The organism is Alishewanella sp. HL-SH05 (assembly GCF_052655985.1).
Window position 1 is genome coordinate 1,770,654 of record NZ_CP199753.1, and the last position, 24,792, is coordinate 1,795,445.

The 24,792-nt window shown below is 40.5% G+C and carries 22 protein-coding genes; 13 read left to right on the forward strand and 9 right to left on the reverse strand.

Translation table 11 applies throughout. The annotated features are described in order from the left end of the window. Positions 1 to 61: 61 nt before the first annotated feature. On the forward strand, positions 62 to 694 hold the full coding sequence (locus tag ACUJFL_RS08085; protein ID WP_445428948.1) for a riboflavin synthase subunit alpha: 633 nt from the start codon (positions 62 to 64) through the stop codon (positions 692 to 694). Here the strand turns inward: ACUJFL_RS08085 and ACUJFL_RS08090 are convergent. From ACUJFL_RS08090 to ACUJFL_RS08100, 3 genes are read right to left on the reverse strand one after another with little or no spacing between them, the layout of a single operon-like run. Then, the gene (locus tag ACUJFL_RS08090; RefSeq protein WP_226750910.1) at positions 691 to 891 is read right to left on the reverse strand and encodes a CPXCG motif-containing cysteine-rich protein; all 201 of its coding nucleotides are present in this window, start codon (positions 889 to 891) and stop codon (positions 691 to 693) included. The two genes, ACUJFL_RS08085 and ACUJFL_RS08090, sit on opposite strands and share 4 nt — an antisense overlap. Before the next feature lie 44 nt (positions 892 to 935). After that, positions 936 to 1,688, reverse strand: coding sequence for a pteridine reductase (locus tag ACUJFL_RS08095; RefSeq protein WP_445428949.1), 753 nt, complete (start codon positions 1,686 to 1,688; stop codon positions 936 to 938). Beyond that, positions 1,685 to 2,569, reverse strand: coding sequence for a fructosamine kinase family protein (locus ACUJFL_RS08100; RefSeq protein ID WP_445428950.1), 885 nt, complete (start codon positions 2,567 to 2,569; stop codon positions 1,685 to 1,687). Before ACUJFL_RS08100 ends, ACUJFL_RS08095 begins: the two co-directional genes overlap by 4 nt. A gap of 140 nt (positions 2,570 to 2,709) precedes the next feature. Between ACUJFL_RS08100 and ACUJFL_RS08105 the strand changes: the two genes are divergently transcribed. The 4 genes from ACUJFL_RS08105 (at position 2,710) to ACUJFL_RS08120 (ending at position 7,407) form a co-directional block, all read left to right on the forward strand. Next, positions 2,710 to 4,203, forward strand: coding sequence for a methyl-accepting chemotaxis protein (locus ACUJFL_RS08105; protein ID WP_445428951.1), 1,494 nt, complete (start codon positions 2,710 to 2,712; stop codon positions 4,201 to 4,203). Positions 4,204 to 4,295: 92 nt separating this feature from the next. Continuing rightward, complete coding sequence (locus ACUJFL_RS08110) at positions 4,296 to 4,751, forward strand: DUF6436 domain-containing protein (RefSeq protein WP_445428952.1); 456 nt, start codon at positions 4,296 to 4,298, stop codon at positions 4,749 to 4,751. 1,060 nt (positions 4,752 to 5,811) lie between these two features. Continuing rightward, positions 5,812 to 6,339, forward strand: coding sequence for a methanogen output domain 1-containing protein (locus ACUJFL_RS08115; protein WP_445428953.1), 528 nt, complete (start codon positions 5,812 to 5,814; stop codon positions 6,337 to 6,339). A gap of 9 nt (positions 6,340 to 6,348) precedes the next feature. Continuing rightward, positions 6,349 to 7,407 (forward strand): sensor histidine kinase, encoded by a 1,059-nt coding sequence (locus ACUJFL_RS08120; RefSeq protein WP_445428954.1) that lies wholly within the window; start codon positions 6,349 to 6,351, stop codon positions 7,405 to 7,407. A gap of 176 nt (positions 7,408 to 7,583) precedes the next feature. Here ACUJFL_RS08120 and ACUJFL_RS08125 read toward each other — a convergent pair whose 3' ends face one another. The 4 genes from ACUJFL_RS08125 to ACUJFL_RS08140 form a co-directional block, all read right to left on the reverse strand. After that, complete coding sequence (locus ACUJFL_RS08125; protein ID WP_445428955.1) at positions 7,584 to 9,299, reverse strand: putative bifunctional diguanylate cyclase/phosphodiesterase; 1,716 nt, start codon at positions 9,297 to 9,299, stop codon at positions 7,584 to 7,586. A 10-nt stretch (positions 9,300 to 9,309) separates the two neighbouring features. Further along, positions 9,310 to 9,747, reverse strand: coding sequence for a response regulator (locus ACUJFL_RS08130; protein WP_445428956.1), 438 nt, complete (start codon positions 9,745 to 9,747; stop codon positions 9,310 to 9,312). A gap of 193 nt (positions 9,748 to 9,940) precedes the next feature. Continuing rightward, complete coding sequence (locus tag ACUJFL_RS08135; RefSeq protein ID WP_445428957.1) at positions 9,941 to 10,846, reverse strand: sensor histidine kinase; 906 nt, start codon at positions 10,844 to 10,846, stop codon at positions 9,941 to 9,943. After that, positions 10,839 to 11,384 carry a heme NO-binding domain-containing protein gene (locus tag ACUJFL_RS08140; protein WP_445428958.1) on the reverse strand — a complete coding sequence of 182 codons (546 nt, stop codon included), beginning with the start codon at positions 11,382 to 11,384 and terminating at the stop codon, positions 10,839 to 10,841. The genes ACUJFL_RS08135 and ACUJFL_RS08140 overlap by 8 nt, the downstream gene beginning before the upstream one ends. 230 nt (positions 11,385 to 11,614) lie before the next feature. Between ACUJFL_RS08140 and ACUJFL_RS08145 the strand changes: the two genes are divergently transcribed. From ACUJFL_RS08145 to ACUJFL_RS08155, 3 genes are read left to right on the forward strand one after another with little or no spacing between them, the layout of a single operon-like run. Then, a complete protein-coding gene (locus ACUJFL_RS08145; protein ID WP_445429069.1) occupies positions 11,615 to 11,980 on the forward strand; it encodes a response regulator in 366 nt (121 codons plus the stop codon). Beyond that, a complete protein-coding gene (locus ACUJFL_RS08150; protein ID WP_445428959.1) occupies positions 11,977 to 12,552 on the forward strand; it encodes a chemotaxis protein CheC in 576 nt (191 codons plus the stop codon). The genes ACUJFL_RS08145 and ACUJFL_RS08150 overlap by 4 nt, the downstream gene beginning before the upstream one ends. Positions 12,553 to 12,554: 2 nt before the next feature. Continuing rightward, positions 12,555 to 13,853, forward strand: a complete 1,299-nt coding sequence (locus tag ACUJFL_RS08155) for an ATP-binding protein (protein WP_445428960.1) — start codon at positions 12,555 to 12,557, stop codon at positions 13,851 to 13,853. 16 nt (positions 13,854 to 13,869) lie between these two features. On the opposite strand, the gene ACUJFL_RS08160 is transcribed toward ACUJFL_RS08155, so the two are convergent. Beyond that, positions 13,870 to 17,001, reverse strand: coding sequence for an ATP-binding protein (locus ACUJFL_RS08160; RefSeq protein WP_445428961.1), 3,132 nt, complete (start codon positions 16,999 to 17,001; stop codon positions 13,870 to 13,872). Positions 17,002 to 17,200: 199 nt separating this feature from the next. Here ACUJFL_RS08160 and ACUJFL_RS08165 point away from each other — a divergent pair, with 199 nt between their 5' ends. The 5 genes from ACUJFL_RS08165 to ACUJFL_RS08185 all read left to right on the forward strand — a co-directional run bounded on the left by ACUJFL_RS08165 (position 17,201) and on the right by ACUJFL_RS08185 (position 23,362). After that, positions 17,201 to 17,785 carry a response regulator gene (locus ACUJFL_RS08165; RefSeq protein ID WP_306176665.1) on the forward strand — a complete coding sequence of 195 codons (585 nt, stop codon included), beginning with the start codon at positions 17,201 to 17,203 and terminating at the stop codon, positions 17,783 to 17,785. Positions 17,786 to 17,796: 11 nt separating this feature from the next. Continuing rightward, on the forward strand, positions 17,797 to 19,791 hold the full coding sequence (locus ACUJFL_RS08170) for an EAL domain-containing response regulator (protein WP_445428962.1): 1,995 nt from the start codon (positions 17,797 to 17,799) through the stop codon (positions 19,789 to 19,791). Continuing rightward, a complete protein-coding gene (locus ACUJFL_RS08175; protein WP_445428963.1) occupies positions 19,791 to 20,945 on the forward strand; it encodes an HDOD domain-containing protein in 1,155 nt (384 codons plus the stop codon). Before ACUJFL_RS08170 ends, ACUJFL_RS08175 begins: the two co-directional genes overlap by 1 nt. 108 nt (positions 20,946 to 21,053) lie before the next feature. Then, positions 21,054 to 22,211, forward strand: a complete 1,158-nt coding sequence (locus tag ACUJFL_RS08180) for a GAF domain-containing protein (RefSeq protein ID WP_445428964.1) — start codon at positions 21,054 to 21,056, stop codon at positions 22,209 to 22,211. Continuing rightward, positions 22,160 to 23,362, forward strand: coding sequence for a diguanylate cyclase (locus ACUJFL_RS08185; protein ID WP_445428965.1), 1,203 nt, complete (start codon positions 22,160 to 22,162; stop codon positions 23,360 to 23,362). Before ACUJFL_RS08180 ends, ACUJFL_RS08185 begins: the two co-directional genes overlap by 52 nt. A gap of 36 nt (positions 23,363 to 23,398) precedes the next feature. Here the strand turns inward: ACUJFL_RS08185 and ACUJFL_RS08190 are convergent, their stop codons facing one another. Next, positions 23,399 to 24,736 (reverse strand): HD domain-containing phosphohydrolase, encoded by a 1,338-nt coding sequence (locus tag ACUJFL_RS08190; protein ID WP_445428966.1) that lies wholly within the window; start codon positions 24,734 to 24,736, stop codon positions 23,399 to 23,401. Between the last annotated feature and the right edge of the window lie 56 nt (positions 24,737 to 24,792).

The window sequence follows — 24,792 nt, forward strand, 5'->3', positions numbered from 1 at the left end:
AGCGCCGTCTTAATTTTGCTACAGTGTTGTCAGCCGCGCAATTTAACACAACTGAGGTTTTATGTTTACTGGAATAGTGCAAACCACCGCCACCATCAAGCAAATTGCTGATTTACCCGGTCTTAGGACCTTAACCCTAAACGTTGCCCCCACACATCTGGCGCAATTGCAACGTGGCGCCAGTATTGCGATTAATGGTGTTTGCCTTACCGCCACCGACTTTGACAGTGCGGCTGGTTGGGTTTGCTTTGATGTTATTGCTGAAACGTTAGATAAAACCAATCTTGGTACGCTAAAAGTCGGTAGCCGAGTCAACTTAGAGCGCTCTCTGCGTTTTGGCGACGAGCTGGGCGGCCATATTGTCTCGGGCCACATTCAAGCAACGGCCGAGTTGGTCGGGAAAACCCAAGATGCGCAAAACTGTCAACTGCTGCTGAAAGTGGATCCGGCCATGCTGCCTTACATCCAACCAAAAGGGTTTATCGCGGTGGAAGGCTGCAGTTTAACCGTGGGCGAAGTCACTGCCGAAGGCTTTGGCTTGTATTTGATCCCGGAAACATTGGCACTTACAACCTTAGGCGATAAAGTAATTGGCGATCGCATTAATATCGAACTCGATCAACAAACCGTGACGATTATTCGCACCGTTGAGCGCGTGATGGCAGCACGCTTTGCCAACACTGAGCAAGCTTAGTAATACTGTTCGTCATCGGCATCGACGAAGATCTGCACACGATGCTGCAGATCATCAGTATGCACTCGAATATGCATCGGATTGCAGCAATTGCTGCAATCCTCGATGTAATCTTGATCCTCTGCTGAGGCTTCCACACAAATATCGGTGGGATAACCACAAAAAGGGCAATTCACACTTTGAAATATGGGTTTCATACTACCTTCTCCCGTTTTGCCTGAGCGGTTTTGGGCTCGGCATATTACGCTTTATTGGCACCACCTAAACTTCTGCCACCGTCTACCGCAACAATCTGCCCCGTAATGTAAGGTGCTTGTGCTAAAAATAGCAGCGTATTGGCAATGTCGTTGGCCTCACCTAAGCGTGCCAAGGGTACTTGCTGTAATACCATGTCTTTATCGGCATCATCGAGCGGCTGGCTTGGCCATAAAATGGCGCCTGGCGCGATACCATTAACCCGAACTGCTGGCGCCAGCTCGCGAGCTAAGGCCTTGGTCATCATTTGCAAGGCCGCTTTGGCCATGCAATAAATGCTGTGCTCAGCTAAGGGTTTATCGGCGTGAATATCCACCATATTAATAATGCAGCCTTGGCGCTTTGTCAGTTCGGCACTTAAAGCTTTACTTAAAAAGTACGGCGCTTTGACGTTCGAGCCAAACAGCTCTTGCCAATCATCCAGTTGGGCGTTAGCCAGCGGTGTCGGATAAAAACTTGAAGCATTATTAACCAATAAATCTAAACGGCCAAAACAAGCAATGGCTTGCTGGGCGAGGGGGGCAATTGCCGCATCGTCGGTTAAGTTCGCACAAAGCGTGGCAGCACTGTTAGCGCGTAGTTGGTTTAATTGCGCGGCGAGTTGCTCGGCCGCCGCTGCAGAATGGCGATAGTGGATCAGTACACGATAACCTTGTTGGTGCAAGCGGATAATCATTTGTTTGCCCAATCGCAGGGCGCTGCCGGTGACTAATGCTACCGGGTGATTCAAGTCGGTCATGCTTGGCCTTTTAAGTGAAACAGTCGTTTGATTTGTTCTTGTGCCTGGATCAGATAGTTTCCACGAAACAAATTGGCGTGGTTTAAAATATGATACAGATTATACAGCGCTTTTCGTTCCTCAAAATCAGCCGCTAAGGGGTAATATTGCTGATAATGATGATAAAACTCGGCAGGAAAGGTACCGTAAAGGCTACTACAAGCAATATCTGCTTCTCGATCACCAAAATAACTGGCAGGATCAAAAATCACTGGGCTTTCAGCCGTAAAACCAACATTGCCGCGCCAGAGATCGCCGTGTAATAAACTGGGTTTGGGTTTGTGATGCACTAAGCGTTGTCGAGCTTGCTCCACAATATGATCAATATTGCCAAAGCCAAACCCTTGCTCTAATAGCAATTGTAATTGCCAACCCAAGCGTTGTTCAGAAAAAAAGCTACTCCAGTTACCTTGCCATTGATTAGGTTGGGTGGTTAGCCCTAATTGATTGTCCCAATCAAAACCAAACATGGCTTGTTCGTGTTGTTGATGCAGTTTAGCGATGTGCTCGGCTAAGCGATGCCACGAGGCGGGGTGATCGGCTTTGGCTGGCTCCAGCGGTAAATACTCGAGCACTAAAAAAGCCTTGTCGAGCGTTTGACCCACGCAAATAACTTTAGGCACGCGAACGCAATGTGTTTGCGCAAGGCAAACTAAGGATAATTGTTCGTTTTCAAATTGTTCTAGTTGTTCGCGATGGTGCAATTTGACAAAAAAATCATGGCCGCAGCCGGAAATTTTATACGCCAGATTAATAGAGCCACCGGTAAGCGAAATCTTGCGCTCGACCTGAAAATCGATATCCAACTCCAAGCTAATTTGAGCTGCTATTTGTTGCCACATAAGTGTGTTACCTTTAGGGATAGTTCACTTATTATGGTTGAGTTTTTTTCGCTTTTCCTTGTAGTAAAACAATTCACTTTAATTAATAGCTGCTAAAATACTGAATAAGATTTTCTTTTAACTGCTTTGCTGGAGCCTAAATGCCAAACTTAAATCTACATTTCCGTTCCCATGCTTTTAAAGTTATTGGAATCGTGAGTATTTTCCAGTTTATTTTCTCAGTCGTGTTAGCTTTTGTTTTTGGGGGCTGGGTCGGGGTGTTCGTCGTTGGTCTCCCTTCACTGCTTGTACCTTATTTTCTTTATAAAACTTTAGGTGATCATCTTTTATCTCGTATTAGCTACGGGGTGAGTTTTATGTTTTTTGCCGCACTGCAAATCCATCAATCCTATGGTACAGAAGAGCTACATTTTGGCATCTTTGTTTATATGGCCATTCTTTTTGCCTTCAGAGATCAATGGGTTATTATTGTTGCCGCCGCCGTTATTGCAGTGCATCACTTGTTGTTTATGTGGATGCAGCAGCAAGATCTTGGTGTGTACTTATTACCAGAGCAATACAACACTCTGCCAATCGTTATGATTCATGCTGCCTATGTTGTTTTGGAAACGATCGTCTTAGTGTTGCTTTGCCGTCAGTCATTGAGGGAGGCTCAAATCGGTCAGGCATTGTCTGATGCAACCGAAGCGATGGTTGATGAAAAAAGAAGGGTTGTATTGAATCAGCGGGCGGTGTCGTTAAATGCTAAAGTAATTACTGGATTCAACAATGCATTAAATGTGCTTCAGCAAACGATTTCCATTGTTTATAAAGAAGCCGGTAATTTACAGAGTCAATCTGATCAGTTATCTGCTGACGGCAAATCTCTGGCCACTGGCATGCAGCAAAAGCTTAGAGAAGTGGAGCGCATTGCTGCGGCTACGGAAGAAATGTCACAAAACATTGCTGAATTGCAAAAATTAGCTCAGCAGGTGGCAAGTTATGCTTCTGAAGCTGAACAAGCTGCCCTAAGTGGCAAACATGCGGTCAGTGAAACAATTACCTCTGTTGAGCATTTGTCAAACCAGTTATCGCAAACGGGGGACAAAGTGAACCAAATGGCGATAGCCAGTCAGGATATTCGCAAGGTTTTAGATGTAATTCAGTCGATTGCCGAGCAGACTAACTTGTTAGCGTTAAATGCCGCTATTGAAGCTGCTCGAGCTGGTGAGCAAGGCCGAGGTTTTGCTGTGGTCGCTGATGAAGTTAGAACATTGGCTTCAAGAACTCAAGCTTCTACTGGTGAGATACAAGAAATTATCGCGCGTTTAGTTACTCACAGTACGGATTCGGTCGCGGTAGTGAAGCAAAGTGTTGTTCAGCTTGATATTACTCGTCAAAAAGCAGTTGAGAGTGACCAGCTTCTGCAAGCAATTCTTACCCAAGCTCAATTTGTTGCAGAATCCGCCAGCACAATGAATCATGCGATTGATCAACAGAATTTGGCAAGTGCTGAAGTTGCTGGTAGTACGCAACAACTTAAGATGATGGCCGAGGATCAAGCCTCAATGAGTGATGCAGTCTCTGATTCGGCAATCCAACTTTCAAGTCTGTCTAATTTATTGAACAAGGAAACGCAAAAATTCGTCGTCTAATGAATACTCGTTTTAGCGATATGGGTATGACGAAAACACTATGGATTGGGGTAATAATTTTTAGTTGCTGGGTTATAGTTAGTAGTGTTTTTTTGTATAAGTTTGGATCAAATAACTATGGTGAATTTGATCCAAATCAGCAATGGACAACGCAACAGCCCGTTTTGTCGCTGACTGAGTTGGGATTAGTAAATAATAAAGGTTGGCATGTCGTTCATGTTTTGGAGAGCCAGTGTGGTTGTAGTCGACTGGCGCGTGAGCATGCAGATGTTTTTTCAGAGCGTTATCAGATTACTGCTCAGCAACAAAGCTATCGTTCGGCTGCTGAGATTGCCGCGGCTAACTTTGTATTACCCGCTGTGCCAGCAGTGTTATTATTTGATGATGGCCAACTTGTTTACGCAGGTCCTTATGCAAGCGGCCCGATGTGCAGCACCAGTGATAGCTTTTTAACGAGTATTCTTGCCCGGACAGTGCAATTACCTGGTCTTTGGTTAAACGGTGAAGTAAAAGCCTGTCGTTGTTTGGTCACACCCAGCATCAAGTGATACTACTGCCACCGCTTTTTGCTTCACTGCCGCATTTCTGCTCAATCACCTTTTCGGCTTATATTTTGCGCTAATTGGGGGCTTAATCATGTCACAACAATTATGTGAGTAAAACGGGCTACTGCAAAACGCGCCCCGATCCAAGGGAAACCTTGACTGAATAAGACGGGGTCTCGAGTGCTGCATACCAAGACTGGTTGTAGCAAGATTGCTCATCAACCAGCCTATCACTGCGCACAATTACAGAACAAGATGTAGCGCCAGATACAGCTAGCCATCGCAGGTCATTTAGCTTGTGATATTACCGATCTGTTTCTGTTTCTGGTTCGGACTTTTCGCATAAAAATCCTGTGCAAGGCGGTTTGGGGCGGCTGGCCGTGAATGTTTTTTTTCGTTGTCACGTTAGCTTGCGAGAAGCCTTTACAGCTTAGCCTTTGCGTTCCATGCTATTTAGTATGGTTTTATATACGATTTTTAACATGATCATTAAGGTTTACTTTTATACGTCTTACGCCATCGCGTGCTTTGGCTTTGTCTGACGCTTCTTTTATAAGCACATCCCGCTCGGGCCCTGTCATTTGGTGTTAGGTCGCTTTTACGTCAAGCATAATAATCACTTCTTGACACCTGAAACACCGGCACTTTCCTCATTAACAGAACAGGTGCAGGTGCTCAAAAATAAACGTAAACGGTGCTACTTTTGTTTGTTCGAGAAACGCTCAAAGCAGCCAATATAGCAGTGTTAGCTATTTATCGTTTATGAAAGAGCGTAACTTGAAAGCGTCAATCAGCTGTAGAGACGATGGTTATGATAACGTCGTAGTCGTTCATTTTGGCAACTTTAAAACGCGTATGATGCGTAAAAAGCGATGTGTGTGACTAGATAAAGTAAAACTGAGATATTTAACTTTATAGAAACGTTTTAAAACCCAAAAAATACCATTTTCACACTAGCGGCGTTTCTTCTGCTAAATTTGAAGAGGCGTTTTTTGAAAAATAGACTTGCTAGTGAAAGCAGGAAAGTACACTCATTTACCTCTGTAAACTCAAAAGGTGAAATATGAATGAAATCGAAGCTGTAAACATTGATGTATCGATTGATTTGAATCGCGATGTTTTTTTTAGAGATGTGCTTCGGCATTTGACTGGGACTTTGCAGGATGTGGTTGGCCTCGACGACGCTTCTGGCTTCGTTAGTGTTGTAGGGCAACGTATTGGTGATGAATTAAATGAACAGTACAAATCCGCATTGCAACTTGAAAAATTAGACCGTGAGCAAGTCACTCAGGTTTTAATTAGCCTTAAGCATAAAATTTCAGGAAATTTTGTTGTAGTCTCGCAAACGGATGAAAAAATTATTTTACAAAGTACGAGCTGCCCTTTTGGTGACAAGGTTAAAGGCCGACCTTCATTGTGTATGATGACTTCTAATGTTTTTGGTGTGATTGCTGCTGAGAATTTGGGTTATGCAAAAGTCCAACTAAGCGAAACTATCGCCAAAGGAAGTGATGGATGTAAAGTGGTGATCTATCTACAACAAAATCAAGAATCAAATGATGCAAGCGGTATTGACTATTTTCAGGGATAATAAAAGCTAATGGATCAATTTGAGCTTAATAAATTTTTTACTACTTTTCCCGTTGCTTTATTACTGGTCAAAAAAAACGGAGATATCATTGCCGCTTCAAATGCTGCGACATCTATTTTAGGCACTCGGCATGGCCAGCTTGTTTCTGCCAATCTTTCAAAATTTAGTCAATTTACAGAGCAAGAAATTGTAGAGATTTTAAAGCAATGTAGCCGGAGTACTACACCTATTTTAGTCCCTTTAAAACTGGCCAACACAGAAACGCAAAGTTTGTTATCGTCTAGAGGTTGCTTGTTTAAAGCCTCGTTACCCAAAGACGATGGAATCAATAAAATTATTCTCCATTTAGAATATCAAAGTACTTTCAGCCAGAGCCTCGTAGAATTGAATAGGCAAATTAACAAGCAAAAAATGTTAATTAACGAATTAAATCAGACGAACTCAGAGTTACAACGGATTAATTCAGACTTAGAAAGTTTCGCTTATATTGCATCGCATGATTTAAGATCTCCATTACGTGCTATTTATCAATTGGCTTCATGGTTAAAAGAGGACCTAGAAGGGAAAATTGATAAAAATGATTTATCGCATCTTTATTTAATGCATAGCAGGATTAATCGAATGGAGCGTCTGTTAGACGATTTATTGGCTTTTTCGCGAGCAGGTGTCCGAGATGAATTCTTGGAAATGACAGATGTTAACTTGTTAATCTCAAATGTTTTTGAAACGCTAAATGTAGATCAATTATTCTCTCTAAAAATTGAAAATGCTCTTCCGATCATTCAAACAAATAGAATTCCTTTAGAGCAGATATTTTTAAACCTTATAAATAATGCGATAAAACATCATGATCAAGGTACAGGAGAAATCACCGTTAAGTATTCTGAAATTGGTCAATTCCATCAGTTTGAAATTGCCGATGATGGGCCAGGTATTCCCTCAGAGTTCACCGATATTGTATTTACGATGTTTAAAACGCTTCGTCCAAGAGATGAAGTGGAAGGCAGTGGTATCGGTTTAGCCATTGTTAAAAAAATTGTTGAGTCGTGTGGGGGGGTATTAAGTTAATGAAAAACACACCAAGAGGTGCTCGATTTGTTTTCACGTGGCCAATCAAATAGTTATCTTTTGAGTTGAGTTTTATCGAAGTCCACGTTGTAACGTAAATTAAAGAACTTTTTAGGGCATCAATTTATGTATTGACGTAAGGTTTTACTCAATGTGAAACCGTTTACTTAAAATATCTACCTCAAAAACCGAGCTTCAAATTCTTCGGCGGTTATTGGCATAGAGAAATAATAGCCCTGTAGCAAATCACAGCCATGTTTACGACAGAAATGTGCTTGTTCTTCAGTTTCTACACCTTCTGCAACCACTCTCATTTCGAGGGCTTTAGCAAGCGCAATGATAGCGACGAGCAATTGCTCTGCTTTTTTATCTTTGCCGACGCCACCCACAAATCCTCTATCAACTTTTAGTACACTGATTGGAAAAATTTTTAGATGCTCCAAAGAGGAGTATCCAGTACCAAAATCATCGAGCGACAGGAAAACACCTTGTTCGACGAGTTGTGCCAGAACCGTGGATACAGCTTCTGGGTCTTTAATTAGTACGCTCTCAGTAATCTCCATTTCTAAGTTACTTACATTTACATCAAACCTTTCTAAGGCTTTACTAACTGTATCGAGCAGTGTTGTTGATGACACTTGAACCACTGACAAATTGACGCCAAGGGATACGTTCTGAAAGGCAGAGGGGTACTTTAACTGCCATTGTCCCAACTGTTCACATGCGGTTAAAAGAACCCAATTTCCAATATCAACAATGGTTCCAACTTCTTCCGCAATGGCAATAAAGCTTGCTGGAGAAAGCAGACCTAATACTGGATGTTGCCAACGAACTAATGCCTCCAAGCCTCCTAGGCTGCCATCTGAAGTGCGAATTTGTGCTTGATAGAAAACTCGCATCTCGTTGTTTGCAACAGCATTTTGTAACTCGAATTTGATGCGGTTGCGGTTTAAAGCAGCATCTCCTAATGACGAAGAATAAACTCGACTCTGATTTCGCCCAGCCTGCTTCGCTTGGTACATGGCCATATCTGCAAAACGAAGTAAATCGGTAACAGCAGACATGGATGGATCATAGATTGCTACACCGATGCTTGCAGTTGCGATGTGGGTTTTATCGCCCCAGGCATAGGGTTCCCGCAATACCTCAATTAATCGTTCTGCTAATAATAAAACCTGTTCATTATCATCAAATTGATCAACCAACAAAACAAACTCATCTCCCCCAAGGCGACATAACAGGTCACTTTCTCGGATGGCTGAACTAAGTCTTTGGGTCACTTCAATGAGAAGAGCGTCACCTACATCATGTCCATCAGAGTCATTTACACTTTTGAAGTCATCTAAATCAAGTAAGAGCACAGCAAGACTTTTACTCCCTCTTTTTAAGCGAGATGCTGCTGCCGATAGCGCCCGTTCAAAACCCCGGCGATTGACTAGGCCTGTCAGAATATCATGTTCTACCAATTGCAGTAGCTCATTTCGGCTGGCAAGCAGTGCTTCTTCCATCATGTTTCGATGTTGTGCTTGGTGCAGAGCCCTAGTCAGTCTTCTATGATCAATTTCGTCTTTTAAAAGAAAGTCTTGTGCTCCCGCATCTAAACATTGTTCTGCTAAGGCCTCGTCATCCTGGCGGCTTAACATCAGCACCGCCACTCGTTTATTGGCTTGAGTTCGCAACAGTTGGAGCATCTCAATACCGTCCATCCCAGGCATATGGTAATCAAGTAAGATTGCATCGAAGTTCTGTTTTAAAGCAAGTTTTAATCCATCTGAAGCTGTTGTAGCCTCCGTAATGTTGTAGAGTGCACCACGTTTATTTAATATTCTAATAGTAGCCATCCGATCCACTTGGTCGTCATCGATAAGCAGAACGTTTAAAGTATTATCCATGAATACCTCATCAATTTTGGCTTGGGAGTTCTACAAGTCGCCAGTAGCTATCCAGTAACGCTACTACTCGAACAAAACCTTCAGCAACCTGATTCTTGACGATATAGCCGGCTATATGCTGATTGTAAGCCTTTGCCTTATCCTCGTCGGCTTTGGATGTTGTCAGTATAAAAACGATAGAGTTGGAAATGTGAGGATCGTTGCGCAACTCATATAACATTTCTAGACCATCCATCCTTGGCATGTTTATATCTAATAGGACTATATACGATTTACGTTGTTTTTGGGTATCACGAATGATGGCTAATCCTTCAACGCCATCGCGTGCTCTTATTATTGGATTTAAAATTTTCAGTTGCTTGAGTGCTCTTTTAACACCCATCACATCAACATCATCATCATCAATGAGCAAAATTGTAACTTCATTATAGTTTTGATTATGAGCCATAATTGTAATTTCTTTGACGAACTTGTAGCCGATTTATTACCTTAGTTCTATTTAATAAATTTTAATACACTTAGAGTGAATTAAAAATTATCAATCAGCTATTTCATTCTCTGGTTACATTATTTCCTCTTTAAGCTCTTCCACTCGCTTAGTAAGGTTGTTAAATCCATGTGTTCAAAGGTGTTATTAAGAATCACCCTTTCGAGATAGGGAATTTCAGGGTAACTACTGTGCCGATATTAAGCTCAGATTGCACATCAATCTCGCAATTATGCTGTTTAAGTATTTGTAAGACGATAGACATGCCCATACCGGTGCCTGTCCCGACGGGTTTGGTGGTGTAAAAAGCATCATACATTTTTGTCAACGTTTCTTCATCCATGCCGCAGCCATTGTCTTTAATGCAAAGAATGATATGAGTTGTATTTTGCGTTAATAATACGTTTATTTTGGAGGCTTTTTCAGGCTTGGACTCACATGCTTGAATCGCATTGACGAGAATATTGATTAAAACCTGATTTAATTCACCTGAATTAAATGGAATAGTCGTTACGGTATCAAGCTGCTGTGTTAAAAGTACATTTTTTAGTTTTGGACCTAATAACTTAAGCGCGAGCTCGAGCGCGTCGCGTAACTGCATGTCGGACATTAATTCTGTATCTGTTCTAGCAAAAAACAACAAGTTTCTGACGATGTCTTTTATGCGTGTTAACCCCTGGACAGTATCAGTGATAAGTTCTGGAAAGTCTTCAGCTATCATCTCAAGCGTGCTAGGTGCAATGCTATTTTGCTCTGGATGAATGTTTGCATTGAGAAGCTCAGAAGTATAGCTGGATAAGGTATCCACATTGCTAATAACAAAAGCCAGTGGATTGTTAATTTCATGGGCTACACCTGCCGCTAAAGTGCCAAGTGTGGCAAGCTTTTCTTGTTGAACAATAGATTGCTGTTGTTGTTGAATTTTGAGCAGTTGTTGTTCCAGTAACTTATTTTTTTTGTAGAGTTGCCTGGTACTGTCTTCAAGCAATTGTTCTACTTCACGTCTGGCCTTTTTTTCACGCATGTAGGCTACGTAGTAGGGGTTTGATACATCATCCATGTGTCAGCTCTATATCCAAAATGCAATGTTCTGCACCATTGTGCATGCAAACAGTATGTTCTATTTTAATTTGTTGTCCGTAGTGGCGAGCGGCACCGAAAAGGAGTCCTTCTGCACAAAAACATAATTTTCGTGGCGAAGAATAAGTGAGTTCAATCTGGTTAGCTGATGGAGACCGACAGGAAATCGTTGGTAGCGCCGGTTCAACGTATTGTTTGTTTACCTCAACGTGAATTACATCATGGATACCCATCACTAATTCGGAAAAATCAGAAAATTGTGCAATAACGTCTTTATGTCTTGACGCTAAACCTTGAAACAAAAAATCACCGAATGCTTTTACAACATGTTGCAAAGGAATGTTTAATAAGACGGCTACATCGCTGGCAATGGCAAATAACTCGTTGTCTTCATAGCTTTTACCCGAAATATAAACGCGGTCTGGTGGAGCATGTTTTGCGAGCAAGTCATTCCAAACAGCCATGCCGCACTTTTCTACAATCATATCTTCAAGAACGTTAAAAATAATACCCTTCATAATGCCTCTATTCTTGGAACGTTTAAGTAAACGTGACTATTATTTCTTTATAAATCGATGCGGATTGGGTCATGCTATTGCTTTAAGTTGTCTTATTTGTCTCTGTGTGATTATTGCAGTGAATCTCCACTAAAACTAGTGCTATTGAATAAAAAAGCAATAATTTTTTGACTTTAGTTTCTGGATTTACCATACTAGCAATAAGACAAATGAGACAAGTTGAGGGTTTTATGCCAATACCAATTACCATAGCAGATGATTCTATGATGTCCAGAAAAGCGGTACGGCGAGCGTTGCCTGCTGATTGGGATGTTGAAATAACCGAGGCGACTAATGGCAAAGAAGCACTTGCCGCCGTTAAAGCAGGATTAGCCGATGTTCTTTTTTTAGACCTCACCATGCCTGAACTCGATGGTTTTGGTGTACTGCGCTATTTACACGATCATCATGCAAAAACTATCGTTATTGTAATAAGCGCAGACATTCAGCCAGAAGCAAAAAAAATTGTTGATGCGTTAGGCGCTTTTCGATTTTTGCACAAACCTTTAAACCCTCAATTGCTGCATCAGGTGTTAACTGATGTGGGGTTAATATGATAAGCGCTTTGACTGAAGAGCAGCGCGATGCACTACAGGAGCTGATGAATATCTCAATGGGTCAGGCTGCAAATGCATTGGCCAGACTGATCGAAGCCAAAATAGCACTTTCTATTCCAAAGATATTCTCTGTTACGCCTGTAGAATTCATCGAAATACTGAATGCAAACAATATGTGGCACACTCGGCAATCCTTTTTAGGCACGGTGAAAGGTGAAGTCGTATCATTGCAATCCCGTTTAGGCTGTGAGGCTGTTGCTGAATTAATGGATTATGACTTGCCGTTATCAGACGTCACTCGTGAAGAGTTATTGCTTGAGTTGTCGAATATTTTGGCCGGGGCGTGTTTGAGTGGTTTTGCTGAACAGTTAGAACTTACCACAAAGCTCAGTATGCCAACAGTATTTGAGCCTGAAAAGTTATCATCAGATCATTACCGTTGGGCGCATACGTTGCTAATGGAAGTAGAATTTAAAGTGGAATCGAGTCACTTTGATTCAAAAATCGTTATCTGTTTAGAACAAGACTCTATTGCCACTTTATTAAACAGATTAAATCTTTTGCTGGAGTGACAATGACTACACTTAGTGTATTAGAGAATCTGACAGCAAAATTACCACTTGGTGTTTGTGTGCTAAACGAACACTTAGGTATTGAGTATTGGAATGATTTTTTTGCTGATCGTCTTAACATTAGTTCTGACGATGTTAAAGGTAGAAGTTTGTTGGATTTGTTTCCAAATGAAGCTAAGTATCTGAAAAAGAAAATTAATAGCGTATTTATATTAAATAACGCCAGTTTCTCATATTGGGAGCATCGTCCCCATGTATTTTTGTTTAGCAGTAGCCGGCCGATAACCGGTGAAGAAACGTTGATGTATCAGAATATCGAGTTTCTGCCGTTAGATGTGAAGAACAATAGCGTTAAAACAGTATGTATGATTGTGCAAGATGTTACCGAGTTAGCGAGTTACTACCAAGGACAAAAGCAATTGTCTGAGCAATTGGCGCAAGAGCATGCCGCGTTGCAAGTATTAAATAATAAACTTGAGGCAGCGCAGAATCAGTTACTACAATCTGAAAAAATGGCAGCAATTGGTCAGTTAGCCGCGGGTGTAGCGCATGAAATTAATAACCCTATAGGCTTTATTAATTCAAATTTACAAAGCTTACAAGATTATGCTGCAAAATTATTAAAATTGACCAATTTTTATGAAAAAGTGATACGCAAGACAGAAAACAAAACGTTTTTGGCATTGCAGCAAGATATGCATGATCGTATTCAGTATTCATTTTTGCGTGAGGATATGCCTGAGTTAGTGTCTGAATCTTTGGAAGGTATTGGTCGCGTTTCTGAAATTATAAAAAATCTGAAAGCGTTTTCTCACGTTGATAACAGCGAATGGCAATATGCAGATATTGTTGACGGTATTGAAAGTACATTGAAGATTGCCAACAATCAGCTTAAATATAATGTTGAAATTCACCGTGATTATCAAAAAGAGTTACCAAAGCTGTTTTGTCAGCCAATGCAGCTAAATCAGGTTTTCTTAAACTTACTGGTCAATGCAGCACATGCTATTCAAGAAGCAGGCCATATCTATATTGCAGCATCGGCAACTGAAACGACATTTGTTGTCAGTATAAGAGATAATGGTTGTGGCATTAGTCAGTCTGCTATGCGTAAGATATTTGAGCCTTTTTATACTACGAAGCCTGTAGGTCAGGGGACAGGTCTAGGGTTATCTTTGTCCTACAGTATTGTCCAAAAGCATAAGGGGAAAATTACTGTTTCTTCTGAGCTTAACGTTGGTACAACATTCACTATTTCTATACCGATCTTACAACCAGAGGTGATGCTTCAAACTAGCTAATCAGCATCTTAAGCTCTTATCCGCCATCACCCTTCAATCTAGCAATAAATACCCTGCAAATTTCTTCAAGAGACTCCCCCGTTTTTAACGCAGATTGCGCTTGCGTAGCCGCATCGCTTATGTCGTTTAACCCCAGACAGGCACTGGTGCCTTTAACTTTATGGAATAGCTTTGCAATACCCTCTTGATCTAAAGTTTCAATAAGTAATGCTAATTCTTCTGGTAATGTATTAAGGCTATTAAGGTAGTCTTGGCGTAATTCTTCATCTTCTTCAGCTATGCTTTTAGCAATTGTCTCTTTAGAGTTAGCACTATCGTAAGCTAAAAGAGCATCAGCAGACGTATCGATGAAATTTGCGGTCAAGAGTGTTGCAATGGTGTTGAGTAGTTGCGTTTTGTTTATGGGTTTATTCAATGTGACATTAAAAGGTGAGGTGTGTTCTTTTAGCTTATCATCTTCAAATACATCGGCGCTAAGTGAAATTATAGGTGAGGTAAATCCGCTACTTCTAAGCTGACATGCTGCAGTAAAACCATCCATGACCGGCATTTGTTGGTCCATGACAATAAGATCAGGTGCTTCGGCTAGCGCAACTTCAATGGCTTTTTTCCCATTCTCGGCAAACACGAGTTTCGCATTGGTTTTTTTAAGATAGGAGGCTAATAATTTTCGTATATCCTGTACATCGTCAACGATAAGTATTTTACCAGTAAGCGCTGGTAGGTCGTCTCTGGTTTTAGGTGACGGCGATACCAGCGTTGCATTTGTAACAGTTGTTAGCTCTGCAGGCAGAAGTATAGATTTAAAGGTAAGAATAAAGGTTGAACCTTTGCCCAATTCACTGCTTAATGACAATTTAATATTCATTGCGTCAGCAAGTTGTCTGCTAATGTACAGACCAAGGCCTGTGCCGCCATAATCCCTACTAGTACTGGAGTCTGCTTGAGTAAATGCCTGGAACAACTTTTGCTGTTGTTGTTGTTGACTCATGCCAATTCCTTGATCAATCACCTTAACCGTTAAAGTGTTGTCATTGTATTTTTCAGCCTTAAGGGTTATACAGCCCTTAGTCGTAAACTTAACCGCATTACTGAGTAAGTTTAGCAATATTTGTTGTAACCTGAACGGGTCCGCCATCACACCCATTTGATAAACATCATTAACATCACAATCAAACAATAAATCTTTTTGCTTTGCCATTTGTAATGTGTTTTCTGCGATACTTTCTAAAAAGGGACCTAGTTCAAGTGGCTGGACTACCACCGCCATTTTTCCTTCATCAATTTTGGCAGTATCTAAAATGTCGTTAATGACATTTTGCAGATGCAGGGTATTTTGATTAATACGTTTCAATACGTTTCGAACATCGCCACTCGTTTCGCCAAGCAATTCTTCAGTAAAGCCTTTTATGATCGTAATAGGTGTTCTTATCTCATGGCTCATATTAGCTAAAAATCGTGTTTTAATTGCCGCGAGTTGTTTCGCCTTATCGCGCTCTTCTTCAAGTTGCAGCGTTCTCTCTTTTACTCTGTTTTCCAAGTCATTATTAAGTAATGTCACATCTTTCATTGAATTTAACATGGCTTTACGTGAGGCGATAACGCGCTTTTGCATACCCGAAATACTGTCTAACAATATTTCAAAGTCCAGTGCGGTATGCCTTAAGGTGAGTGGTTTAGTATCAGTTGAATCTGAATTCCATCGATGGGCATATTCGGCAATATCTTCTAAAGTATCGGTGTAGTTGTGTATAAAGCGGCCGGCTAACACTGTCACATACTGCAATAATACCAGGGCACAGAGCATGGCAATTCCAAGATAGATGGAATAAGTAACAACAAAAGGAGAGGTATCCACATAGAAGTGTGTTGTCCAACGTAAATCATTAATATATTTACTAATAACGATAAAGCGTGAGTCTGAGCTGAAAATTATGGGGTTAGTTGTCTTAAGAAAAAGCTGTTTAATTAACGATGTTTGGTAGGGGGCGAGTAATGGTCGTTCAGTCCAAACTTCACCCAATTCGCCAAGTGTATCCATTCCCCAAATCTTTTTAAATCCACTATCGAGCAAAATACGATTGGCATTCAAAGCATCATCTGCAATCAAGGTATTTGTCAAGGTGTTGAGATCAACAGATATTTCGACGACACCATCAAACATGCCATCTTTGTAAATAGGTGAACTGACAGCAAATAATAGATCCTGACCGATTGTTCTGCCTTGAAATGTCTCACTAACATAACTTTGATTAAGCTCTCTCGGCTTAATGAAATAACTGCGGTCTGCTACAGAACTATTTTGCATAAAATTTTCAGGTAAATCTGCTTTGTAAAACATAGCAATAGCGCCATTTTTATTAGTAACAAGCGCAGAAATAAATTCAGATTGTTGCTCGGTTAGATTACGCAGTATATTTTTGTCGATATTATCTCGTCCTAGGCTAGCTACAAGTTCGGTGTTGCTGATATAACGTTCCACATGGCGTTGAATCTTACTGATAAATATATCTTGTTCACGGTCATAAAACTGAAGTTGTGATGACAAGTGCAGACTTGTTGCTCCTTGCAAAATAAACGCAATAAGAATGGTTGTTGGAACAGCACTATACAAACCAATGCGATGAGTTAGCTGTAGTTTTAAACTCAAGTGTTTTTGTTTTGTTGGCGATACTGTAATCGCATCAAGCATCAGTACTGTTTTGACACAAATTAAGAAAATTAAACAGTTTAAAAGCACAATACTTAAAAATATGGCGGGTGAATCGATCAGAACTTCAAAACTAAACAGATAATAAATTATGCCAATTGCGATGCTGTAAAGCAGCATGTACCGAACCCATGGTTTCCTTTGATTAAAGTTAAACAGCAAAAAGCATATTAACTGCAATATGCTGTTATACCAGACAATATCAGTGTTTAAAGGGGCACAGACAATGGCAAGGCTCAATAAAGACCAGAGTAAACCTAGGCGTAATAAGATAATTAAAAAAGCGATGTTGCCAATCACAAATGGCACTACAAAAGGGATGTTTATCGCTAAGGAATTGGCTATAAAGCCTAAAAATGTCGTGCTTGCAAAAAACCAAAAGCGGCGTGATGAAAATGTTTTTGATTTGCAGAGCGCGATAATAAAATTAGTTAACATGATAAAGCCCAGCCGATGTTAAAATTTGCGGCCATTGAGTTTTCCTTGTTAGAAGGATGGCTTGAGAGACAGCGAAAACTGGAGGGGGGATTAAGCATTTGGTCTTTCCCATTACTTTTTCTCATTTGTCTTGTTTGTCTCTTTCATTAATCTATGCTATAACATCCAAATAATCAAGTTGGAATATGGATTGCTTATTATGAGGACATTGAGGCCAGGCGAAATTGCGCAGTATTGTGATGTACACCAACGGACAGTAAGTCGTTGGATAGCACAAGGAAGGTTAAAAGGATACAAGCTACCAGGAAGGGGTAACTATAGGGTGTTATTAAACGACTTTATATTATTTCTTCAAAAGCAAAACATGCCCATTCCTGAAGACTTTGACTCGGGTGTTAGCAATTTAGCGCCAACAGCTATAAGCACTAAACGAATATTAATTATTGACGATGAACCTGAAGTCAGAAATGCGATAAGGCGAGCCTTAAGGCCTTGCGGCTTTGACATTATATCAGCCTCAGATGGTTTCCAAGCCGGTGTGAAGATTTTGTCTGCTAAACCAGACTTGGTCACTCTGGATTTATCCATGCCGGGATTAGATGGGTATGAAGTGTTGCAGTTTATTCGCCAACAACCAGAAATGTCTCACATCAAAATTGTTGTGATTTCAGGCCTCTCCGGATACGGCCTCAAAAAAGCATTAGATTTAGGTGCAGATTTAGCATTGCCAAAGCCGTTTGAGAATGAGCAGTTACGTGATGTTGTAAGTCAACTTTTAAATTAAATGGTATTTTCATGCCCAACAAGCTTCTACTAGTCGATGATGAGCAAGCCATATTAAGAGCATTAACCCGTTTATTTAAACGAGCGGGTTACTCTGTATTCAGCGCGGATAGTGCAGCTGGTGCGCTTGCAATAATGCATCAGGAGGCATGTCAGGTTGTCATTACTGATTTTAGAATGCCAGTAATGGATGGCGCAGCCTTGCTGGCAGAGCTGAAAATTCACTACCCCTCAAGCCTATGCATTGTATTAAGTGGTTTTGCTGATTTTAATTCGGTTTTGGCGCTGCTGAATGCGGGTTCTGCGTTTCGTTTTTTGCAAAAACCTTGGGAAGAAAAAACATTACTAGAAGAAGTTAATAACGCCTTTGTTATCTACAACGAAAGGCGCTATAACACACTTGTTAACCAACTCATGTCAAGCAGTGCTGATAGCCTTATTGAGATAACCAATACAGGCCGACTTGTCAGAGTAAATGGTGTGGCTAAGCAAGCGCTAAATTTAGATGAAGTTCAAGGACTCACCTTAAGCATGCTTTTGCCAACAGCGACAGAGCAAGAGATAGCGCAATTGCTTGAGAGTCATACCGGGCATGGCATGTTTAAAACGACCAGTGGTAAAGATGTCGAGATATTTGTAAAAGTGGTTGATAAGTTGTCTCGTGTATTGCAATTAATATTACATGCAGATCAGTTTTCAACCATTTTCCTAGGCGCTAACTCATCAGTAGTAATGGACCAAAAGGCTATTTTGCGTTCAGCAGATGCGCTGCTAGACTCAAATCATCCTTTTGCACTAGTGGCAATAAGGTTGAAGAACTATGAATACTGGTCCGAAATGATTGGCTTTTCTGAAGCTGAAAAATTAGCAAATGCTATTTCAGTCACTTTGCTTGAACAAACAAAATCACTGGCTGCACAACTCGGACAATTAGCAAATGAGCAGTATATACTTGTATTGGATAACATTTCATCAGAACTTGATGTCCATAAAAAACTGACCGTACTGATTCAATCTTTTCAATTACCCGATTTTTTCAAGAGTGCTGTTCGAGTTGAGTTTGCGATATCCTACTGCATCGCACCTGATGATGGCAAAGAAAGCCGTCAATTATTAAATAATGTCTTAATTTCTAATCGGTTAGTCATCAATAGTAATTCTAATTTTTTTATGCGTTATGACGCGTCAATGATTGAACGCAAACGAGAACAGCTACTAATTAGCGAAGCCTTGTTTTACGCAATTGAAAATAATCAACTTTATTTAAATTACCAGCCTAAGTTTGACTTACTGCAACACAAAGTAACCAGTTGTGAAGCATTGTTGCGCTGGCAGCATCCGACGCTGGGCTTTGTATCACCGGCTGTATTTATTCCTGTAGCCGAGCAAGAAGGCCAAATCGTTGAGGTGGGTTACTGGGTTTTACAACGAGTATGTCAGATGCTTGTTAATTTGCAGCAGCAAGGTGTGCAGTTAGATAAAATAGCAATAAATATATCGGGTAAGCAGTTGTCTCAGGACGACTTTATTACACGTGTTGAATCAATACTGTCCAATTTTGACATCGATGCCTCCTTACTTGAATTTGAATTGACCGAGTCTTGGTTAGTGGAAAACATGGAACAGAGCGTAGAAAAGCTCAATCGATTAAAAGCTTCGGGCATCACAATTGCTATTGATGATTTTGGTACAGGTTATTCATCGTTATCGTATTTATCTAAATTGCCAATAGACGTAATTAAAATTGACCGTTCTTTGATTACTGACATTGCGCAAAACCTCAATACTCAGAGTATGGTTGCCAACATTACGCGTATGGCGCATGACATGAAAATGCAGGTAGTTGTTGAAGGGGTAGAAACCCTTGAACAGCTTTTAATGTTAAGGCAGCTTAAGTGTGATGTCATACAGGGATTCCTTATTGCAAAACCCCAGCCAGAGGATAATTTTGTTAATATTTTGGCCGTCGCAAGGACAGAGATCAGCTCTCTGTTAGGAGCGTTATAATGGCATTTAATGTCCTGTTTATAGATGATGACATCTTTATGCTAAGAGCGTTGCAGCGAACAGCTGTTCGTTTAAGGCCAGATGATAACTTTATAATGTGTAATCAAGAAACCGCATGGCAGAATACATTATCAACGGGCATGGTACCTGATGCGGTTTTTTGTGATTACTTAATGCCGTTAAAAAATGGCGATAAAGTGCTGAAAGAAATTGAACATATTCACCCATCTGCAGTGCGTATATTACTAACTGGAAATACCACTGAAGATGTGATTAGCAGTGTAAGCAATGTTGCCCATTTTGTTTTAAGTAAACCTTTTGTCGATGATGACTTGAATTACGTGTTTTCATGCCTTGAGCGCCTTAATGCCTTGATGCTTTCGCCGAAAATTCGTAATGAAGTAGGCAGGCATAGCTATTTCTTTTCGCTACCCGAAACAACAGTAAAAATACAGCGACTATTTTCTCAGCCTGAAATGAATATCACAGAAGCCGCTAACTTAATTGAACAAGACAGTGTTGTAACGGCTAAGATTATTCAACTGGCTAACTCAGCATTTTTGGGATACCGCCGACATACTACCTCTTTAACTGAAGCGCTAAAGCGGCTGGGGCTTAGGCTTGCAGAGGCTATTGTTGTGTCAATCTCGATTGAACAGCGCATGTTAGGTACAGTATCTGCACAAGTGCATAAACGTTGTAGTGATTGGGCTTATCGTTATGCCACTGCGTGTCGGCAAAATTCCAAACTGTTGGGTTTTAACACTGAAATGCAAGATCTGATTTCTGTTGCTGCGTTATTGACGGGATTAGGGCATTTTGTTGTGGCTGCAGATTACCCAGACTATACCCCTGATTCACACCAGGCCCCAATTAATTTTGATGTAGGGTTAAGCGCTGATCCTGTGACATTAAGAGCCGTTTTTCTACTGACATTGTGGGGGTTTTCGTTTGATTTATGCGAAATCATTTCGCAGCAAGACACACCAGACTTGGTTGCGGCGGACGGTGATGAACCTATGCTCAATTTGGTCATGTTTGTTAGCAAATTAGCATTAAATAAGAAGGTTAATTCAGAAAGCTTGCTAATGCTTAAATCAAGAATAAAGAGTAAAGCGGTAATCGATTGGCTGGATAAGGTTTTAGCTGATTAAAAATTTTTTTATATTTCATGCTATAAATTGAGGCAAGTTTGATAGTAATGCAATTTAATTATGACATTTGCAGTATGTTTTACTCTTTAACTTTGGGAAATTAATCTAATGAACGAAATTCAACGATTGAATAAAATTGCTGAGTATCATCTTGAAAAAGGTTTTGAAGACGAAAGCCTCTCAGAGTTACTTGCAGGAATGGCTTTACTATTGGGCGTTCCTACAGCTTTGATTTCGGTAATAGGAGAAAATGAACAATTCTTCAAAGGTCGTTTTGGTTTAGATGTTCAAAGTACTCTCAGAAAAGATGCGTTTTGCAATCATGTTGTGGAAAACCAAAGCACATTAATTGTGGAAGATACAAAGCAAAACAAACTTTTTGTCGATAATCCACTGGTTACTGGCGAGCCTCATATCAGATTTTATGCAGGTGTTCCTTTATTACTTGATGATGTCATTGTTGGAGCGGTATGTGTTATTGATTCTCAACCCCGAACATTGGATGCTTCACAAATAGAGATATTACAGCGCCTAAGTTCACATGTTTCAGCTTATTTATCGTTATATCGTCAATTTATGCTGGTACAGCAGGAACATAGCCTGATTGATAATTCACCAGCAGTATTGCTCCAATGGCAAAATATTCATGGAATGCAGTTAAGTTACGTTTCCTCGAATATTGAAACCTTGTTTGGGATTGCTGTTGCAGATTTACGTAAAAAAACAGCGATATTTGAGGATTTTATCGATGTTAGCCAATTAGATGAATTCAATTTTTTGTTTAGTAACCACCATTTAGGCGTGACTAAAGGAGAAGCGATTTTCAGACTCAAGACGTCAAATAATAAACAGCATTGGGTAAAGCTTATTACAAAAGCATTTTTTAGTAGTGAGGGTAAGCTAGATATGATTCATGCCATGCTTATCGATCACACGCTTAATCGTTATACAGAGCAAAAGCTTCTTGAAACGAATCAACAAATGAGACTTCTACTTGAAGCCTCTGCATTAGGAACTTGGGACTGGGATGTTCAATTAGATGTGAATAAAGTGAACGGACGCTGGTGTGAGATTATAGGGATTGATTTTGATTTGGTGGAGCCGAGTAGTCAGTATTGGCGGCAGTTAGTTCATCCGGCAGATATTCAGCGTGTTGAGCAAGAGTTATCTAATCATCTGGGGGGGTTAGTCAGACTTTTAACACCATTTATAGAATGCGGCATAGCAGTGGCCATTGGGTTTGGATTGAAACATACGCTAAAGTAGTGCAGCGCGCAAAAGATGGTACGCCCTTACGATTAGCCGGCACTCATCGAGATATCACTGATAAGAAAAAAGCCGAGCTACTTGAAATGCGGCAGCGACACTTGTTGGGTTTTATCAGTAAGGCTCAGTCTATTTATTTAAAAGAACATGATTTATCTTCGGCATGTCGACAAATTTTGTCAGAGTTAGCGGAAATTGCTGAAAGCCAGTTTGCTTTTATTGGTCAGATGCGTGTAATCGATGGTAAGTCTGTCTTGTTTATTCATGCAATCACGGAAATGGCATGGAACGAGCATAGCAATCATTTGGTCCAGCTTTACCGACAAGGCAAACTTTACTTTGAAAGTTTGGATAATTTATTTGGCCGTGTGATTACCAGTAAAAAAACCGTTATTAGTAATAGCCCAACTTCACACCCTGCATCTAGAGGAACGCCCAAAGGCCATCCGAAGATATTCCGCTTTATGGGGTTGCCAATTGAGCTTAAAGATGGCGTGGTAGGCATGATTGGTCTTGCCAATAAGTTTGAAGATTACACCCAAGCAGACGCTACCTTCTTAAAGCCTTTGTTAGATGCATTAGCCAGTCTTTATTATGCTGTAGAGATTGAAAATGCCCGAAATGCTGCCGAACAACAATTGAAATTATTGGCAATGACAGATTCATTGACCGGAATACCAAATAGAAGAGCATTCGTAGAGCATTGTGCAGGGCTCAATAAACAAACTATACCTTATGTGGTTGCCATCCTAGATATTGATTATTTTAAGCGCGTGAATGATACATATGGCCATAATGCGGGTGATCAAGTCATACAAGTTACGGCAACAGCAATTAAAAACGCCTTGCGCTCAGACGATTATTGCGCCCGCTTAGGCGGAGAAGAGTTTGCGATTTTAATTGAAAACGCAAGTATTGACACGGCAACGCCGATTTTAGAGACCTTAAGAAAAACCATACAAGATGCGCCGGTTGATTTTGAAAACAATCGGATTGCTTACACAGTAAGTATCGGCGCTACCGCAGTCGCGGCTAAAGACCCTAAAGAATTGACTGAACATCTTGCTCATGCTGACGGAGCATTATATACCGCTAAAAAAGAAGGTCGAAATTGCATAAGGTGGTTTGTTTCTGAAGAACAGCATAGTTAGGCCAACATTAGCCTGAGAAGAACGATGAGTGAGAAGTTACTCCTCATCGGAATCCTCTTTTATTGTAAAAGGCTCTACTTGGACCAGCAGTTTTTCCTTATGTTTAGACTGATACTTTATTAAGTTGCTCAACGTCTTATCGCAAAAAATATGGTCTTTAGGCAGCAGTAGCATGTGTTTGCGGTTATATAGATTTTGTGATAGGCGCATGCCAACTTGTATTTGCTCAACGTGAAGCCCGTCTTGAATATTTTTATCAAAACTATCAATGTTGTTTTTTATTAACTTTTCTAGCGCTGCAACAACGTCGGGGTCATACAGAGTGCCTTTTTGCATTCTGATAAACTCAAAAGCTTCAGTTCTGGTGTAACTTTTTGAATTCATTTGCTGATATACAGCAAGCCAGAAATCTCTCGCTACCGCTAATATTCTGGCACCAATAGGGATGTCAGTTCCTACTTTTTGTAGTGGTTCACCGCTGCCATTGAAACGCTCGTACTGATTAGCAATAACCTCACTGAGTGTATGCAAGTGAACTGCTGGAGCTAACATTTCTTCTGCAAGTTGGGGGTGTTGTAAAAATTTTTTGCGTTCTGAACTGTCTAATTTGTAAGAGGGAGTGCTAAGGCAGTGTGAGGGTAAACCTAATTTACCCAGTTCTGAGTAAAGGCCTGCTTTATTCATCAAGTCTTTTTCTGGACCCGAGAGGTTCATTATCGCGGCAATATTGGCGCATGTTTTTGCCACATGTTGAGCAAACTTTCCATTGAGGGCCGGATTAATACTAATAATATTGTAGAGAACCTCGAGAGTTGCTTTTTGCTCATTGCCACGTGTTTCTGCCAACTTTTTATATTGTTGTATTGTCTTCTTCAATTGTAAAGTTCGTTGCTGCACCATCTCATCAAGACTATGGTTTAACTCTTTAAGTTGTTTATTCTGCTTAGCAATTTTTGTTGTAAGTTCTTTATTGGCCTTGACCAATCGATACATTTCTAAACCATCATCAACGTGCTTTAAAAGCTCAGCGTTATCCCAAGGTTTTTGCACATAGCGGTGAATTTTACCAACATTAATGGCGCTGACTGTTGATGCCAGATCGGCGTAGCCTGTCATTAAAATCCTATAAGCGTCTGGCTGTAATGTCGCAGCCTGAGCAAGAAACTCGGCTCCGGTCATGTTGGGCATACGCATGTCAGAAATAATTAAATTAACCTTTTCCTTTTCCAGCAAAGCGAGTGCCTCTTGCCCACTTGATGCCTGCAATAACTTTACTGGCTTAGACAAAAACAAACGTGTTAACGACTTTAAAATATTTAACTCGTCGTCTACACACAAAATTACAGGCAGGGATGCTGTTTCTTGCTGATTCATAGAGTGCTCGCCTTCTTTTTCTTCCTTCGGCTAGGTGGCTCAATTATCTCAATTGG

Coding starts and splice junctions, on each gene's coding strand:
- ACUJFL_RS08085 (WP_445428948.1), top strand. CDS start 62: ATGTTTACTGGAATAGTGCAAACCACCGCCACCATCAAGCAAATTGCT.
- ACUJFL_RS08090 (WP_226750910.1), bottom strand. CDS start 891: ATGAAACCCATATTTCAAAGTGTGAATTGCCCTTTTTGTGGTTATCCC.
- ACUJFL_RS08095 (WP_445428949.1), bottom strand. CDS start 1,688: ATGACCGACTTGAATCACCCGGTAGCATTAGTCACCGGCAGCGCCCTG.
- ACUJFL_RS08100 (WP_445428950.1), bottom strand. CDS start 2,569: ATGTGGCAACAAATAGCAGCTCAAATTAGCTTGGAGTTGGATATCGAT.
- ACUJFL_RS08105 (WP_445428951.1), top strand. CDS start 2,710: ATGCCAAACTTAAATCTACATTTCCGTTCCCATGCTTTTAAAGTTATT.
- ACUJFL_RS08115 (WP_445428953.1), top strand. CDS start 5,812: ATGAATGAAATCGAAGCTGTAAACATTGATGTATCGATTGATTTGAAT.
- ACUJFL_RS08120 (WP_445428954.1), top strand. CDS start 6,349: ATGGATCAATTTGAGCTTAATAAATTTTTTACTACTTTTCCCGTTGCT.
- ACUJFL_RS08125 (WP_445428955.1), bottom strand. CDS start 9,299: ATGGATAATACTTTAAACGTTCTGCTTATCGATGACGACCAAGTGGAT.
- ACUJFL_RS08130 (WP_445428956.1), bottom strand. CDS start 9,747: ATGGCTCATAATCAAAACTATAATGAAGTTACAATTTTGCTCATTGAT.
- ACUJFL_RS08135 (WP_445428957.1), bottom strand. CDS start 10,846: ATGGATGATGTATCAAACCCCTACTACGTAGCCTACATGCGTGAAAAA.
- ACUJFL_RS08140 (WP_445428958.1), bottom strand. CDS start 11,384: ATGAAGGGTATTATTTTTAACGTTCTTGAAGATATGATTGTAGAAAAG.
- ACUJFL_RS08145 (WP_445429069.1), top strand. CDS start 11,615: ATGCCAATACCAATTACCATAGCAGATGATTCTATGATGTCCAGAAAA.
- ACUJFL_RS08150 (WP_445428959.1), top strand. CDS start 11,977: ATGATAAGCGCTTTGACTGAAGAGCAGCGCGATGCACTACAGGAGCTG.
- ACUJFL_RS08155 (WP_445428960.1), top strand. CDS start 12,555: ATGACTACACTTAGTGTATTAGAGAATCTGACAGCAAAATTACCACTT.
- ACUJFL_RS08160 (WP_445428961.1), bottom strand. CDS start 17,001: ATGTTAACTAATTTTATTATCGCGCTCTGCAAATCAAAAACATTTTCA.
- ACUJFL_RS08165 (WP_306176665.1), top strand. CDS start 17,201: ATGAGGACATTGAGGCCAGGCGAAATTGCGCAGTATTGTGATGTACAC.
- ACUJFL_RS08170 (WP_445428962.1), top strand. CDS start 17,797: ATGCCCAACAAGCTTCTACTAGTCGATGATGAGCAAGCCATATTAAGA.
- ACUJFL_RS08175 (WP_445428963.1), top strand. CDS start 19,791: ATGGCATTTAATGTCCTGTTTATAGATGATGACATCTTTATGCTAAGA.
- ACUJFL_RS08180 (WP_445428964.1), top strand. CDS start 21,054: ATGAACGAAATTCAACGATTGAATAAAATTGCTGAGTATCATCTTGAA.
- ACUJFL_RS08185 (WP_445428965.1), top strand. CDS start 22,160: ATGCGGCATAGCAGTGGCCATTGGGTTTGGATTGAAACATACGCTAAA.
- ACUJFL_RS08190 (WP_445428966.1), bottom strand. CDS start 24,736: ATGAATCAGCAAGAAACAGCATCCCTGCCTGTAATTTTGTGTGTAGAC.